The following is a 15401-nucleotide window of genomic DNA, read 5'->3' as shown; positions in this document are numbered from 1 at the left end:
GATCTATGACCCACAACCCAGTATGAGGAAGGATTTTTAGAAAACCGTTAGAATAGCTGAAAATCAGCTTAAAATAAAGTAAATTTCAAATTAGAAATCGTCATTGCGGATTCTCGTTCACGATTCTATTCCATACGACTCGCCCTTCCGCTTGGATGGCGGCGATCGCAGCATCAAGCGTCTCCTCGCCGTCCACGACTTTGCGGATGCGGGCGGACACAAACTCCGAGAAATCCCAGTCAAATATAGCGAACGAAAATTCGAACTTCGGCTGCATGTTGACTCCATGCGCATAGAACGCATCAATGTTTTTCCCTTCGACGTTCTTCTTTAATGCCGTGCGCGTAGACAGCCCTTGGATCGCCGATAAGCCGGTTTTGGACATTTTCTCGCCGTTGACCAGCTTCATAAATTCCCAAGCAGCCGATAAGTTCGCCGACGACGCATTGATTGCGATCAAATTGTTCAAACGCAATCCGCCGGCGACGTCAGGCATGGAAGGATCCACGGGAAGCGAGACGACATCCCAATCGAACGGTTCTCCCGGGTTGGAACCGTCCCCGTGGCTAATGTGCATACTCGAACCTTTTATGTCCTCGACGACAATTTTGCCGCCCATCCGCTTGGCCTGGAGCATCGTGTCCATCAGCGTAGCTTCGTCGATCGCCATCGCCGCTTGTCCGTCCTGAAACTTCGCGGAGCCTGGATTGACGCCAATCATCTCTCCCATTTGTTGCCCGCTATACACGGTAAGACCCATGGTGTTCGAGCCGTTATCGCTTTGCGGTAGCGCGATGCTTCCCGATTTATACCCGTCGATGACCGTTTGGAAAATTCTCTTCCATTCCGGGGTATCGATATTGAACGTTGCATCTTCTTCATTAAACGCCGATAATCCCTTGGCATCGCCAATCGAAGCGATCAAAGAAAGCGGCGTACGATATTCGGAATACAGTGATAACCCGTATAGAGGAGCGTCTCCGTCTTTATGCACCGGGAACCGAGCGGCGAGCTGGAGCACCTCCTCCCAACTCATGTCGTCCGTCGGATACGGAACGCCGTATTGATCGAACAAATTTTTGTTATAAAACAACGCCCTGCTTGTGAATGTGGGACTAAGCCCGTACAACTTCCCGTCGCCGAGCGATTTGAGCAATTCGACGAAGGGCGGATGGTAACTGTCGATGTCGAACTTGTCTCGCTTCATCACTGCATCCAGGTCGTACAGACGACCTTTCTTGGCCAAACGCTCGTACTCGTCCACGCTTAAGAAAAGCACGTCCGGCTGCTGCTCTTCCAGAATCTCCTCTGGCGTCGGTGGCTTGATGCTGTCTTTCAACTTCTCCTTAATCTCTTCCTCGCTTGCATTCGTGAACGTAATGCTGGTAGAGATAATTTCCAATTCAATATTCGGGAACATCGCCTTGAACGCGTTGCCGTACCGCGCATAAAAATCCATTTCGTTGGGGTAGACGATCTTAAGCGTTCCTTTGGCATCCGGGTCCAGCTTGACCATGTCATTCTTGCCGCTAGACATGCACGCCGTCATCGCTAGGGTGATCGCAAGACAAGCGGCTAATTTTCCCTTATTCTTCATTCTTCTTAGCATCGATTCCGACACCCTTCCAAATTTTGTTATGTTATATCCGAAATCGATTATAATTAACATTTTTTAGAATTTCGTTAGAGAGGCTGAAAATCAGCTTAAAAGACGCTGAAGATACGATAAGAAAGGGGGATGGCGGAAGTAAGAGTGGCGAGAGCATGCTCGGTATAACGCGGTGGCGGCGTGTTACTGGAGGGGAAATGGCATGGATGCTCGGTATAGCGCGGTGGCGGCGAGTTACGGGAGTAACTTGGTTGATGCTGGTTCGTCGGACAACTGTATTTCGTGCAGCCGACGCGTTTGGGTTGATGATGGTTCGTCGCACTACCTGTATTTCGTGCTGTTAAATTGTGCTTGGTGCGACTGGTCCGCGGAAAGATCGAGTTGCGCCTCGACGAAAAAAACGCGGCAGAATGCTAAAGAGCAATCTGCCGCGTTCCCCTACCGCTGCATCGGCAACGTAATATACACTTGCGTCCCGATCATGAGCTTGCTCTCGATCCGGATTTTGCCGACGTGACGCTCCACGATCCATTTGGCGATGGCCAGCCCAAGCCCTGTGCCGCCATCATGCCGCGAACGCGACTTATCGCCGCGATAGAAGCGATCGAAGACATGCGGCAAACCGTCCGGCTCTATACCGATGCCGGTATCTTCGATCTCAAGCTGCGCCGAGTGCGCAAGCTTGCGGCACGTGACCCGAACGACGCCGCCTTCCGGCGTGTACTTGATCGCGTTGTCTAGCACGATGATTAAAAGCTGGTGAAGCCGCTCTTCATCGGCATACATCGAAATAGGCGTGTCAACATCCGTTTGGAGAACGATATGCTTGTGGTCTGCCAGCATCTGCATCTTGCCAACGCTCTCCCGTACGATCAGATCGAGCAGCACCGGCCTTCGTTCCAGCTCCAGTTGGTTGGAGTCTGACCTGGCTAGCATCAACAAACTGCCCACAAGCTTGCTCATTCGCCTCGTTTCCTGCAACACGGTCGAAATAGTACCGCTATCTTGTTCGATCGTATGCTCGGGATGGCGAAGAAGCAGCTCCGTATTCGCTTGAATAACGGACAGCGGAGTTCGTAGCTCATGCGAGGCGTCCGAGACGAATTGCTGCTGTCGTTCCATCGACTTGCGGATCGGTATAAGCGCTCGGTTCGCAAGATAGTAACCGGCCGCTATCGCGACGATTATCCCGAGAGCCCCGCCCATGAGCATAATGAATTTCAGACGTTTCAGCATGCCGATCTCCGCCGAAACGTTAATCAACAGTTGAATTTTCGTTACGTTATATATATTGCCGTCAATACCTACCAACAAATTGTTGAGGATCGGATACATGTTGTTTTTTACGCGAAAATATTGCCCGTCCACCTTCACCGTTCGCGGTTCGACGGAGAACCCTGCCGGTTCAAGCTGCTTAAGCTGAGCCTCGCTGAACATGCTGCTTCCAGGCATCGGCAGCACTCGGCCGTCTTCCGACCATAATAGCTTAATAATCGGACGATCCGTCTCGCCGATGTCAAGCATAATGTTCTTGCTCGAAACGATAGTGAATTCTCGACGATAATCTATTTGGTTAATCGATCGGTCGATCTGCTCGAACAGCATCTCTTTCATCGTAAAATAGACGAACAAATTCAAGCCTATCAGAATAACAGATAGAATGGCCGCGTTGCGAATCGTCAGCTGCCTATGAATACGATTGAACATTAGCGCTTCTCCTTCAACATATAGCCGACTCCGCGAATCGTATGGATGTAACCGTCGCACCCGAAGGGAGCCAGCTTCTTGCGCAAATAATGCACGTATACGTCGACAACGCCGATTCCCGCTTCCGAATCGATGCCCCACACCCGGTCGAGCAACTGCTCCTTCGTCAGAATTTGCTCCCGGTTCAGCATCAAATACTCCATCAGCTCGAATTCCTTCAGCGTCAGCTTCAGCGGCTCGCAGCGGGCGTAGCCTTCCATCGCCTGACATTTCACCGTCAATTCCCCGTAACCGATCTCGCCGTCCGGCGATCCCTGCGAATGACGTCTGAGCAACACCCGGATTCGCGCCAGAAGTTCCGGAGTCGCGAACGGCTTGATCAAATAGTCGTCCGCGCCGGAGTCGAGTCCCCTTACGCGTTCGTCCACGCTGTCAAGCGCGGTAAGCAGCAGGACCGGCGCGGCGTTGCCGCTCGACCTTATATCCGATAGCACGGCCAGTCCGCTCATGCCGGGGAGCATAATATCAAGGACGATCAAGTCGTGAACCCGCAGCCTCGCCAGATGTGCCCCGTCGGACCCGTTGTCCGCTTCGTCCACCTGATAGGCTTCTTCCTTGAGCAAGGTCACGACCGCGTCGCGCAACGGCCGATCGTCTTCCACCACGAGTATTCTCAAGCCGCGCCCCTCCGGTTCCGCTTCATGGCACTATTGTACAAGCCGAACCTTAAAAAAGACTTAGAGGAGAATTAAACCAAATTAAGCATAAAGCTTCGAATATAGTCGTACCCGTCGTCCATGCCCATTTTCGCGTAAAAGCGGAGTCCGTCTAGCCCTTTGTAATAATGCGCGCCGACGAGCCGTTCCTTGAAATGCGGGATGACGATGCCCGATTGCTCCTGATAGCGCTCATACGCTTCAATAATGCCTACCCGTCCGAGAATCCCTTCTAGCGTCGCGAGATCGATAAGATAATCCCCGTAGGCGAAGTTGCCGTCGATAAAGCCCGTAATCCGTTCGCCGTCCGAAAGGATATTCCAAGGATGCAGGTCGCCATGGACAAAATGCCGGTGCGGTTCGTTATAGGGGGCGTAAGCCATCATCCGCGCGCGGCACTCTTCGAACACGTCTCTCTCGAGCCGGGTCGTATGGAATAAGTCGGTCCAGTTCTCCCAGAACGTCCCCGTCTGATCCTCCGCGAAAGTCGCGTCCAGACATTCCCGCCACGTGACATGCGCCCCGTCGCCGTTCGGCTGGATTCTTCCGTATCCGCTAGTCGCGCTTACGTCGATATGATTCATGCGGGTCAACAGGCGAACCAGTTCGGGAACCTGCCGTGCTTTCCGGTCGTCCGGGTAATCCGCCAATACGCCGCCCTCGATCCAATCGAAAATAACATAGCTAAGCTGCGGTCCATGCTTGCCGACGGCGATGCACTTAGGAAACGGAATTCCGCTGCTCGTCAGCAGGTGAGAGACGAATCGTTCGGTATCGAACCCTTCCGTCAGCGACGTGAACTTAACGACGTATTTCTCTCCTTCGTGGACGAAACGGTATACGCCGCCCAAGTTGCCGCCCTTCAGTTCGGCGATATCGGCAACCGGAGATGGGAAGTGCTCGCGCAGTACGCGTTCGATATCGGCTTGGTCCGGATTAGGTCTCTCGTATGCGGACATCTTCTTTACACCTCTTTCAATATAAACGGAGCATGGTGCCGCGTCGCTTGCTCGTATCCGTAGGCGATCTTGATCAGCGTAGGTTCGCTGTACGCGCCGGCGGAGAAGACGACGCCGAAAGGTCCTTTCGTCGGGTCGCCGTCCGCATCAATCGTACCTTTCCGGACGAAGCCGGCCGGAACGGAAATCAGCGGGTAGCCGAGTCGCGCCGCGATATACATGCCGTCTACGTCGCCCGGCAGCATGAGCGCGTCGAGACGATGCTGCTCAAGCACGTAGTCGATGCCCCGCGTTCGCGCGAGCACCGAGTACTCCTGCTTTTTGCGCGCGTATTCCTCTTCGGTCAGCGTATTCGCTTCCGATAGTTCCAGCACGTCTTGCCCGTATCTCGCGGCAGTCTCCGCATGCTGCCCGTTATAGGCGATTAGCTGCGATAAGCTTCGCACGGGAGCGGACGGCGGAAGCTCGGACAAGTACGCGTTGATGCCCCGCTTGAATTCGTAGGTTATCACATCGTTATTCCAAGGAAGCTGCTCGATATAGAGCTCTACGGGATCGATGACGGCAGCTCCCGCGCTTCTCAAGTCGGCGATCGCCGTTTCCATTAACGCCAGCCGCTCGGCATCGAGATGGTTGTAATAGTGTCTCGGAATGCCGATACGCGCTTGCTTCAGGAAGTCCGCGTCCAAGAACGGCGTATAGTCCGCGCAATCTCGCCGAGCCGCCGTCCGCATGGCCGGATCGCGTTCGTCGAGACCGGTCATCGCGCCGAGGACGATCGCGGCGTCCGCGACCGATCTCGCGATCGGTCCTGCCGTATCTTGGCTGCTCGAGATCGGGATAATGCCGGAGCGGCTCAGGAGGCCGACCGTCGGCTTAATGCCGACGACGTTGTGTTGGCTGGCCGGGCCGACGATCGAGCCCGCCGTCTCGGTCCCGATCGCCGCCGCGGCGAAGCTAGCCGCAGTCGCGGCCGCCGGGCCGGAGCTCGATCCGCTTACGAATACATCGGCGCCGTATGGATTGATAACCTGGCCTCCGCGCGAGCTGTAGCCGGCCGGCATACGGCTGGACATGAAGTTGGACCACTCCGTCATGTTCGCTTTGCCGAGAATGACGGCTCCGGCTTCCCGCAGCCGAGCTGCGATGAACGCGTCTCCCCTGGCGATGGAATCGGCCAGAGCGACCGATCCCGCGCTCGTATGCATGAGGTCTCCGGTATCGATGTTGTCTTTCAGTAGGACCGGGATACCGTGCAGCGGGCCTCGGCTTCCCCGAGCAGCACGCTCTTCGTCAAGCCCGCGGGCGATCGCCGTCGCATCGGGATTAATCTCAAGCACGGCGTTAATGCGCGGATCGAACTTCTCGATCCGCCCGAGGTAACCCCGCACAAGGTCCTCCGAGCTGATCTCCCCTGCCTCCATTGCTGCTTGCATGGCGGCAATATCCGTTTCCGACAACCATTGTTCTATTTGATTTCGCATATATTGACTCCTCTCGGGACTTTAATTAGATGGACGAGGCATGGCGAACGCAAAAAAGCCGCGAATGAACGAATGTTCACTCACGGCACGATGGCGATGACAACGATGAATAGACGGACTTCTCGTCTAATCGATCCCAGCTATCGTTTAAGCGCGTTAATGTTCAATGTGTTCAAATCGGACAAGCCCGAGTTTGCGGACAACGAAGCTAGCCTACCGATTCGGGTGGCTTCCCGCGTTGCATGCTCCCGGCGTATTCAGTTCGGCAAGAAGCCGCTAACCGATCGTCTCGAACACATTAGTTGGTCACATGATCCCGCCTAAACTCAAAATTACCCCCATTATAGGCGTAAGGATGAGCAATTGTCTATCCGGAATCCGGAATCCTCCAACTACATTTTCGCCACCAAATGCTTCTCCATCAGGACGGACAGCAATTGAATTCCGACTTCGTTCTCCCCGCCTTGCGGGATAATGAGGTCCGCGTATTTCTTGGAAGGCTCGATAAACGCCTCGTGCATCGGCTTCACCGTCTTCAAATATTGCTCGTGGATCGAATGGATCGAGCGGCCGCGTTCTTCGATGTCGCGAAGCACCCTGCGCAGAATCCGCACGTCGGGGTCGGTGTCCACGAACACTTTGATGTCGATCATCTCGCGAAGCTTCTCGTCGGACAGCACGTGCAGCCCTTCGACGACGACGATTTTGCACGGCGCGAGCGTGATCGTCTTGTTCGGGAACCGGGAGTGCGTCGTGAAATCGTATACCGGAGCCTCTGCCGGCTGCCCCTCGCTCAGTTGCTTCAGGTGCTCGATCAACAGTTCGTTCTCGAATACGAGCGGGTGGTCGTAGTTGATCTTCTCCCGCTCCGCCATCGAAAGGTGAGGATGGTCTTTGTAGTAATTGTCCTGCGAAATGAAGGTCACCTTATCCGCGCCGAGGCGGTCGATGACCGCGCGGGCTACCGTCGTTTTACCCGAGCCGGTTCCGCCTGCGATTCCGATCGTAAGCATGGTTGTCCCCGTTGCCTCCCTGTCTGAATACCGAATCAATTTCAGTATTGTAGCACAGCAAGTGGAGGATTACATCTCGTCCCGCCAAGAGCATCGCTTTGGCTTTTGAGAAGTATGGTTTATAATGGAAACAAATAATGGACGAGGCGATTATCGATGGGAGACTACGGTAATGTCACCGTACGTAATAACATCTTGCGGCAAACTAAAGACTTGGTTTTGCATCATTTAACCGGAAAACCCGCGAAGGCGTATTTATTCGGGTCCTGGGCGCGCTCCGAAGAGAAAAAGACGTCGGATATCGATATAGCGATTGAATTCGAAACCGATGACGAATCCAATCATGTTACTCTGGCTACGCTGCGCAACGCTGCTCATGAGTCAACGATTCCGTATAAAATGGATATTGTTTATTTGAACAAGGCAGACGAGTATATTATTGATAAAGTGAGAAAGGAAGGGGTTTTGTGGGAAGATCAGCGGAACGAATCGAGTTAGCACGTAGAGCATTGTCCTCCTTCGAAGAAGTCATGAGAATCGAAAATCCGAGTTTGATTGAAAGGGATGCAGCGATTCAGAGATTTGAATTTACCTTCGAAGCGGTATGGAAAGCAGCGAAGGAAGTACTGTACGAACGGGAAGGCATCGACAGCGGTTCCCCCAAAAGCGTAATCCGATCTTGTCGCGAGACGGGGATACTCGATACGGAGCAGACTGCTGCGGCTTTGCAAATGGCGGATGATCGCAATCTATCCGTTCATACATATAACGAGAAGCTGGCTGCCGAAATTTATAGCCGCCTGCATGCTTATCAAGCCGTATATTCCGCATGGCTGAGCGGACTAGAAGGTAACGACTGATATCGAGACAATAGCGAGCCGTTCCAATTTCTCCGAATGAGGGGGACTTTGAGAAGGCTCATTGTCGCTATTGGACCGCCGATTCGGCCATCGCCTCTGATCGCATCATCGCGGTCTCGCGCCAGCAATCGCGGAACTCATAAATTTCTGCACACCTATCAAAGCCCCGAATCAGACAGGCGCCCGGCTTGGTCAAGACCCCATTTAGCGGACAATGAAAAAACACCTAAGCAACAAACTGGCGTCGGTACTCAACCGGCGTCATTTTTTTAAGTCTTCTTTGCGGTCGAGAATGGTTATAAAACGCAATATAAGTTTCGATTCGCCTTTGTGCCTCTTCAACGCTTCGTATATCATAGAGGTAGAGCCCTTCCGTTTTGAGATGCGAGAAGAAGCTCTCCATTGAGGCGTTGTCATGACAATTGCCTCGGCGTGACATGCTGATTTGGGCGCCAACCTTTGGCAGCATGTCGTGGTATGCATAGGACGTGTACTGGAATCCTTGATCGCTGTGAACGATCAATCCAGACATGTCCTTTTGCTTTTCAAAGGCCTTCTCGAATGTCCGCAAGACGAGTTGGTTGTCGTTACGTAAGTCCATATGATGAGCGACGATTTCATTATTGAATAAATCTTTAACGACCGATAAATATAGCCAGGTATCCGCCACTCGAACCTGAGTGACATCTGTGACCCATTTTCGATTTGGCATGTTGGCTTGAAAGTCTCGCTTTAACAGATTCTCCACGACGCGCCCACCGACTGTTGACGCGTAGTTACAGCGGTGCTTACGCCGGATTTTAGAACGTATCCCGAGCTCCTGCATTAGACGTAGAACTTTCTTATGGTTAACCCATATTCCCTGTTCTTGAAAAAGGAAAAGCTGAAGCTGCCTATACCCGTATTTACCGTCATACTTCGTATATAAGGCCTGGATTCTTGCTTTGAGATCCTTATCTCGACTAGCCCCCTTACGCGCTAAATAGGCGTAGTAACCACTGCGCGAAACCTTAAATGCTTTGCAAAGCTCACTTACCGCATACCACTCTGACGCCTGCTCAATGGCCCTGTACTTTCGACGCACACCTCCCGCATCCAGATTTCCAAACGCTTTTTTAGCATTTCATTTTCCCGTATCAAGCTTTGTAAGTGTCGATCTTGGTTGATGTATTCTGTTTTTCGGCCACGCCGATCCAATAACCCGAACTGCCCCAAGTTCCGATACTTCCGCATCCATTTTTTCATGCGATCTTGATCTGCAATCCCCAAATGTTCATTGATCTGACGATAAGTCCAACCTTCCTCAACATGGAGGCGAATTGCCTCTACTTTAACCTCATGCGTGTATCGCTTGAACTTCTGCCCCTTAACAGCCATAAAAAATGCACCCCCTAGAATTCATCGGATAAACCAGGGGTTTTTCCAATGTCCATTCTAAGGGGTGCACTCTAGCTCGCGTCCGTCAAGATCGGGGCTTTTTTTTGTTGTCCATTGTGACCAAGTACCACTCAAGTTCGCGGCCGGAACGACATATTCATTTGTAATGGAGCAAATGCCAAGCAATCGGGAGGTGTTGCCGTTGAGCCGGTTGATGAAGCTGGTCTTGCTGATCGCCGGAGTCGTTCTCGTCGACGTATTCGCGCTGTCTCCCGGATTGCTGGGCGCGGATATCGGCGGCGGCGGCATCCTCGAGACCGCTTTCGGCGTTACGCTGCTCGTCATGAGTCCCATCGTCCTCCTCTACGGCAGCTACTCGTTGCTGTTGAAGCCTCCCGTAACGGCGGCCATTCGCGGGCTCGCCACGCAGGAGGATTTCATAGACGCGCTCCGCCGATTCAGAAGCATCAAAGCACTAAAGCCCGATATTACGCAGGTAATCGACCAAATCGAACGCTTGGAAAAGAAGAAACTCGCTCTATTCGACCTCCTCGGCCACAAGTTCGATCCAAGCGAGCTCAGCTACAGAAGGTTCAGCAACGTCATTCACGAGGTCAACCGGCTTTTCTATCAATACGTCCGAGGGATCGTAAGCCGGCTTAACGTGTTCGACGCGGCCGAGTACGACAAGTTCGCCGGAACGCGGAAGCCCTCTTGGCTCTCCGGCAAGCTATTGCAAGAACGGGCGGCGCTCTATCAGGAGTACGTTACCTACATAACCGGCTCCATCGGCGCCAATGAAGAGATTCTGCTGAAGCTCGATAAGCTGCTGCTCGAGATTTCGCGACTCGACAGCACCGACTACGAGGCCATCGAAGCGATGCTCGGCATGCGGGAGATCGACGCGCTCATTCAGCAGACGAAATTTTATAAACAGTAACGGGGGATGCGTATGGCAACGAGGGGCAAAGCGTTCGCGGTCCTGGCCGCCATTGCGGTCATCGTGTTCGCGCTCGTGTACTTCGGAATCCAATGGACTTCGAATTGGGGCAAGACCGACAAGGAAGCGACGGCGGAGAACGCGGCCGAGCGGCTGGATAAACTGTACCGCCGCATATCCGCGACGACCGCGGAGCCTGTCAAAGGCCAGATCGACCTCGACCCCGCCTCCGTCGCCGATTCGCTGCCGGACATCTCGAAGTACCCGGTTTCGGTGGAGGCGACGACCGGCGGCTTCGTCGAAATTTTCTCCTCCACCGAAAAGTCCGGCACGGGCAACGACGGCTGGTTGAACGAAGTCGCCGAGGCGTTCAACGCCGCGAATATCGAGGTGAACGGACAGCCGGTATCCGTGCGCATCCGCAACATCGCATCCGGGACCGCTACGGATTACATCCGATCCGGTAAATACGTACCCGATGCCTTTACCCCTTCGAACGAGCTCTGGGGCGAGATGGTCAAGGCTCAGGGTACGCCGATCGAGCTTGTCGCCCAGCGGCTCGCCGGCAACGTTGCCGGCATCGTCACTTCGAAGGCCAAGTATCAGCAACTCGTCGATAAATACGGCGCCGTGAACGTCAAGACGATTACCGACGCGATCGCCTCGGGCGAGCTGGCCATGGGATACACCGATCCGTTCGCCAGCTCGACGGGACTCAACTTCCTCGTCACCGCCCTGTCCACGTTCGACAGCGCCAATCTGCTCGGAGAGCAGGCGGTTCAAGGGTTCGAGCGGTTTCAGGCTAACGTCCCCTTCATCGCGTCCACCACGCTGCAGATGCGCGACGCGGCCAAGACGGGCATGCTCGACGCGTTCGTGCTGGAATATCAGCAATTCGCGAACGCGCCTGAATTAAAGGACAGCTACGTGTTCACTCCTTTCGGCGTCAGGCACGACAGCCCGCTCTTCGCGCTCGGCCAGCCGCCTGCGGATAAGCTGGACATTCTGAAGAAATTCGCGGAGTTCGCGATGCGGGATCCTTACCAGAAGCTAGCGAAGGAACGCGGTTTCAACGGTCTCGAAGACTACCGCTCCGAGGTTGCGCCCACAGGCGGCCATCTGCTCGCATCCGCCCAGAAGCTGTGGAAGGAGAAGAAGAACGGCAGCAAGCCGATATCCGCCGTATTCGTAGCGGACGTATCCGGCAGCATGGAGGGCGACCCCCTTAAGCGATTGAAAGAGTCGCTCCGCAACGGACAGAAGTATCTCGGCCGCGACAACCGGATCGGCTTCGTCTCGTATTCCGACACCGTAACGATCAACGTCCCGGTCGGGAAGTACGACGCCAACCAGCAATCGCTGCTCATCGGCGCGATCGACAGTCTGCAGGCCGGAGGCGGAACGGCCACGTTCGACGGCATCGTCGTCGCGATCAAGATGCTGCAGGATGAGCTAGCTGCCAATCCGAACGTCAAACCCCTCATCTTCGTGCTTAGCGACGGCGAGACGAACAAGGGCAACTCGCTCGAGGACATCCGTTCGCTCATCGAGACGTACAAGATCCCGATCTACACGATCGGCTACAACGCCAACATCCAAGCGCTGCAGAGCATCTCGTCCATCAACGAGGCGGCTAGCATCAATGCGGATACCGACGACGTCACCTATAAAATCGGCAATCTGCTCAACGTTCAAATGTGAATCGGAGGGTGAGTCAGATCGAGCCCGACGAAGATTCATTATATCGAGGGTGAGTCAAATCGAGCCCGACGAAGATTCAATTTATCGAGGAGGTACTATCATGTCGTTCACCATGGAAGTCGTAAACCCGGAGACGCTGAAGACGGCGATCGAGGAACAGGTAAAGCCGGTGCCCGAGGAGGTCGAACAGTTGCAGACGCTGGCGAAGAATAACGTCTCTTCCCTTCTGGATCTCGATCTCGAATCGACGGAGAAGCGCAGGAAGATTCTGCAGTCGATCGATGACTTCGGTCTTCATTCCATGAAGTCGTCGTCGGAGAAAAACGCGCTGCTGCGAGTATCGGTCGGGACGCTGTCCAAATCCGGAGACGAAGGCGGTCAAGTGGCTAGAGGGCTGACGGCGCTCCAGCAGCAGCTCAAGGATCTCGATCCGAGCATGGTGGACTTCGCCAAGACCGGTCTGCTCGGCAAGTTTTTCAACCCGATCCGCAGCTATTTCGCCAAGTACCAGAAGGCCGACTCCGTCATCTCCGACATCATCGGCTCGCTCGATAAAGGCAAAGTCGTCTTGAAGAACGACAACACGACGCTCGAATTCGAGCAGCAGGCTTTGCGCGAGCTGACCAAGAAGCTCCAGAAGGAAATTCAGCTCGGCGCGCTGATGGACGCGGAGATCGAGGCTCAGGTAGAGGCCGCCAAGGCGCGAGGAGAGTCCGAGGACAAAATCAGGTTCATTACGGAGGAGGTTCTGTTCCCGCTGCGGCAACGGGTGATGGATTTGCAGCAAATGCTCGTCGTCAACCAGCAAGGCATCATGGCGATCGAAGTCGTCGTCCGCAACAACAAGGAGCTCGTCCGCGGCGTCGACCGCGCCCGCAACGTGACGGTATCCGCGCTCAAAATATCGGTTACGGTCGCGAGCGCGCTATACAATCAGCGGATCGTACTGAAGAAAATCGAGCTGCTCAATCAGACGACCGACGCGCTCATTAGCGGCACTTCCCGCATGCTCAAAGACCAAGGCGCGGCAATTCAGAAGCAATCGATGGAAACGAGCATCTCCGTGGACACGTTGAAGCAAGCGTTCACCGACGTGCTGTCCGCGCTCGATTCGATCAGCACTTACAAGCAGGAGGCATTGCCGAGGATGCGCGAGGCGATCAACCAGTTCAGGGAGCTGGCGAATCAAGGCGAGCAGCAAATCCAGCGGCTGGAAAAGGGACAAAAGCTGGGGTTGTAGAAGACTGAGACGAGCGGGGAATCGCGAGGGCCTGCCGAATGTCGGCAGGCTTTCGTTATGGGCTTTGTTATTAAACTATTTTGATTTGTAACGCGCGATTTTTGTCGAACTTTGTTGACTGTGAAAACTAAGGGTGGTACTTTCTAGGTGAGCCTATTCTACTACCGAAGGAAGATGACAACATGCGAGCAAAACTTAGGCAATTGAAACGGTATACAGCGGAAAGGGACAAGCAATTATCCGTTAAAGAGCTGGACGCGGTACGGCGCAATAACGTCGCGTTCCTGGGCATGGCATTCACGGCCGCGCTCACGACGTTGACCGTTCTAGCCTTTATCGGCAGCAGCGGTCTCACATTAGACTCTCTGCTTATTGTCGGGTTGCTCCTCCTTTCGACCGGTACGTTCGCATTTTTCCATTTTACCCGCCGTTTTATTTTCTCGATCTCCTATATCGCCGTCATCGGCTGCGCCATCAGTTCGATTTATACGATCCTCAACACTCCGAACTTATCCAACACCTTCTCTATCATCTACTTGCTCTTGATCAGCACTGTCTTCATGCAGCATATCCCGCTTCTGCTAGGTCTCGGGCTTGGCTTCGCCATGCTTCTTTATGTCGTGATCGGGCAGGCCGAGCAGTTGAATCTCGATTCGGAGACGTCTCCGACTTATATCATCGTGTACGTTCTGATTTCCGCGATGTTCTATGCGATCTACCGCACCTCGGCTTTAATGAATAAAGATATGGAAAGCGCGCGACTGGAAGCCGAGAAGCTATCGGGCGAGCAGCAGGAACAGAAGCAGAAATTGCTCGATAACGTATCTTCGGTGTCGGTTCACTTGAATTCGATTACACAGGCATCCGAACATAACGTCGAGAGCTTCGAACAGATGAACGCCGCCTTCGGCGAAATATCCCGCGGCGCGAACGATCAGGTCGAATCGACGCTCTCGATCAGCGATTCGATCTCCGGCCTGAACGGCCTCGTGCACGAAATGTCCGACTCGATCCATGAGCTGCTGGAGAAGACGGACAGCGCAGCCGAGCTATCGGAGCAAGGCGCGAGAAGCATGGAATCGCTGTTCGAATCGAACGCGAGCTTCCGCAACGATATCGAAGCGGTGACGGTTGAAACGACGACGCTGATCGATCGGCTGGCGGAGACGAGCCAATTCAGCGCGACGATCCGCGACATCGCCAGCCAGACCGACTTGCTCTCGTTGAACGCCAGCATCGAGGCGGCCAGAGCCGGCGAGCAAGGCCGCGGCTTTGCCGTCGTCGCGACGGAGATTCGCAAGCTCTCCGATATGACGTCGCAGGCGGCGATTCGGATTACGGAGCAGTTGAACGAATTTACCGCGCAGTCCGAACGTACCCGCGCCAAGCTGAACGAAGCTTCGACCCGCATGCACGAGAGCAACGAAGTCGCGCTGCGCGCGCAAGAATCGTTCGTCTCGATTACAACCGCGATTGCCCAGTTGCAGAAGCTGTCCCAAGGCTACGGCACCTTGATGGACCGGATTAGCGGCTCGTCAGGCGTCATCGCGGATTCTACCTCGAACTTGGCTTCGATCAGCGAGCAAGCATCGGCAACGCTGCAGCAGTTGTCCGCGACGCTGGAGTCGCTGCTCCAGAGCAACCGTAACAGCATGGAGCGCATTAAAGAAGCCGAGGAGAACTTGGTTAAAGTTGCCTTGTAAGAATGCCATAATAATGGCCTCGCCCTTTGATTAGGGCGAGGCCGTTTGGTATGAGTGCTTTGTAACATTAGATCATTGAATAACTGTATCGA

General features: G+C 54.1%; 14 protein-coding genes. 6 read left to right on the top strand and 8 right to left on the bottom strand.

Annotation, left to right across the window (positions count from 1 at the left end; genetic code table 11):
• Positions 1-100: 100 nt before the first annotated feature.
• From COHPA_RS0117745 to udk, 6 genes are all read right to left on the bottom strand, one after another.
• Positions 101-1609 (bottom strand): ABC transporter substrate-binding protein, encoded by a 1509-nt coding sequence (locus tag COHPA_RS0117745; RefSeq protein WP_027087494.1) that lies wholly within the window; start codon positions 1607-1609, stop codon positions 101-103.
• Between the two features lie 438 nt (positions 1610-2047).
• A complete protein-coding gene (locus COHPA_RS0117740; protein ID WP_027087493.1) occupies positions 2048-3316 on the bottom strand; it encodes a sensor histidine kinase in 1269 nt (422 codons plus the stop codon).
• Positions 3316-3993, bottom strand: coding sequence for a response regulator transcription factor (locus tag COHPA_RS0117735; RefSeq protein ID WP_027087492.1), 678 nt, complete (start codon positions 3991-3993; stop codon positions 3316-3318). Before COHPA_RS0117735 ends, COHPA_RS0117740 begins: the two co-directional genes overlap by 1 nt.
• Before the next feature lie 71 nt (positions 3994-4064).
• On the bottom strand, positions 4065-4991 hold the full coding sequence (locus tag COHPA_RS0117730) for a phosphotransferase family protein (RefSeq protein ID WP_027087491.1): 927 nt from the start codon (positions 4989-4991) through the stop codon (positions 4065-4067).
• A 5-nt stretch (positions 4992-4996) separates the two neighbouring features.
• Entirely contained in the window at positions 4997-6475 is a 1479-nt protein-coding gene (locus COHPA_RS0117725; protein WP_027087490.1) for an amidase family protein, read from the bottom strand.
• Between the two features lie 392 nt (positions 6476-6867).
• Positions 6868-7488 (bottom strand): uridine kinase, encoded by a 621-nt coding sequence (gene udk / locus COHPA_RS0117720; RefSeq protein ID WP_027087489.1) that lies wholly within the window; start codon positions 7486-7488, stop codon positions 6868-6870.
• A gap of 156 nt (positions 7489-7644) precedes the next feature.
• Between udk and COHPA_RS0117715 the strand changes: the two genes are divergently transcribed.
• The gene (locus COHPA_RS0117715; protein WP_027087488.1) at positions 7645-7986 is read left to right on the top strand and encodes a nucleotidyltransferase family protein; all 342 of its coding nucleotides are present in this window, start codon (positions 7645-7647) and stop codon (positions 7984-7986) included.
• Entirely contained in the window at positions 7956-8348 is a 393-nt protein-coding gene (locus tag COHPA_RS0117710) for an HI0074 family nucleotidyltransferase substrate-binding subunit (RefSeq protein WP_035119617.1), read from the top strand. Before COHPA_RS0117715 ends, COHPA_RS0117710 begins: the two co-directional genes overlap by 31 nt.
• 226 nt (positions 8349-8574) lie before the next feature.
• On the opposite strand, the gene COHPA_RS0117705 is transcribed toward COHPA_RS0117710, so the two are convergent.
• On the bottom strand, positions 8575-9432 hold the full coding sequence (locus tag COHPA_RS0117705) for an IS3 family transposase (protein ID WP_027085582.1): 858 nt from the start codon (positions 9430-9432) through the stop codon (positions 8575-8577).
• Positions 9381-9725 (bottom strand): helix-turn-helix domain-containing protein, encoded by a 345-nt coding sequence (locus tag COHPA_RS0117700; protein WP_027087486.1) that lies wholly within the window; start codon positions 9723-9725, stop codon positions 9381-9383. The genes COHPA_RS0117705 and COHPA_RS0117700 overlap by 52 nt, the downstream gene beginning before the upstream one ends.
• A 202-nt stretch (positions 9726-9927) precedes the next feature.
• On the opposite strand from COHPA_RS0117700, the gene COHPA_RS0117695 reads away from it, so the two are divergent.
• The 4 genes from COHPA_RS0117695 (at position 9928) to COHPA_RS0117680 (ending at position 15309) form a co-directional block, all read left to right on the top strand.
• On the top strand, positions 9928-10665 hold the full coding sequence (locus tag COHPA_RS0117695; protein WP_027087485.1) for a hypothetical protein: 738 nt from the start codon (positions 9928-9930) through the stop codon (positions 10663-10665).
• Between the two features lie 12 nt (positions 10666-10677).
• Positions 10678-12366, top strand: a complete 1689-nt coding sequence (locus COHPA_RS0117690) for a VWA domain-containing protein (protein ID WP_027087484.1) — start codon at positions 10678-10680, stop codon at positions 12364-12366.
• 100 nt (positions 12367-12466) lie between these two features.
• Positions 12467-13606: a toxic anion resistance protein gene (locus COHPA_RS0117685; protein ID WP_027087483.1), complete on the top strand. Its 1140-nt coding sequence runs from the start codon at positions 12467-12469 to the stop codon at positions 13604-13606.
• Between the two features lie 182 nt (positions 13607-13788).
• Positions 13789-15309: a methyl-accepting chemotaxis protein gene (locus COHPA_RS0117680; RefSeq protein WP_027087482.1), complete on the top strand. Its 1521-nt coding sequence runs from the start codon at positions 13789-13791 to the stop codon at positions 15307-15309.
• Positions 15310-15401 lie beyond the last annotated feature (92 nt).

Origin of the sequence: Cohnella panacarvi Gsoil 349, assembly GCF_000515335.1 — a bacterium.
Lineage (GTDB): Bacteria > Bacillota > Bacilli > Paenibacillales > Paenibacillaceae > Cohnella > Cohnella panacarvi.
Note: the sequence above shows the minus strand (reverse complement) of the source record. Positions and strands in the feature narration are given on the sequence as shown.

Coding starts and splice junctions, on each gene's coding strand:
- COHPA_RS0117745 (WP_027087494.1), bottom strand. CDS start 1,609: ATGCTAAGAAGAATGAAGAATAAGGGAAAATTAGCCGCTTGTCTTGCG.
- COHPA_RS0117740 (WP_027087493.1), bottom strand. CDS start 3,316: ATGTTCAATCGTATTCATAGGCAGCTGACGATTCGCAACGCGGCCATT.
- COHPA_RS0117730 (WP_027087491.1), bottom strand. CDS start 4,991: ATGTCCGCATACGAGAGACCTAATCCGGACCAAGCCGATATCGAACGC.
- COHPA_RS0117725 (WP_027087490.1), bottom strand. CDS start 6,475: ATGCGAAATCAAATAGAACAATGGTTGTCGGAAACGGATATTGCCGCC.
- udk (WP_027087489.1), bottom strand. CDS start 7,488: ATGCTTACGATCGGAATCGCAGGCGGAACCGGCTCGGGTAAAACGACG.
- COHPA_RS0117715 (WP_027087488.1), top strand. CDS start 7,645: ATGGGAGACTACGGTAATGTCACCGTACGTAATAACATCTTGCGGCAA.
- COHPA_RS0117700 (WP_027087486.1), bottom strand. CDS start 9,725: ATGGCTGTTAAGGGGCAGAAGTTCAAGCGATACACGCATGAGGTTAAA.
- COHPA_RS0117690 (WP_027087484.1), top strand. CDS start 10,678: ATGGCAACGAGGGGCAAAGCGTTCGCGGTCCTGGCCGCCATTGCGGTC.
- COHPA_RS0117685 (WP_027087483.1), top strand. CDS start 12,467: ATGTCGTTCACCATGGAAGTCGTAAACCCGGAGACGCTGAAGACGGCG.
- COHPA_RS0117680 (WP_027087482.1), top strand. CDS start 13,789: ATGCGAGCAAAACTTAGGCAATTGAAACGGTATACAGCGGAAAGGGAC.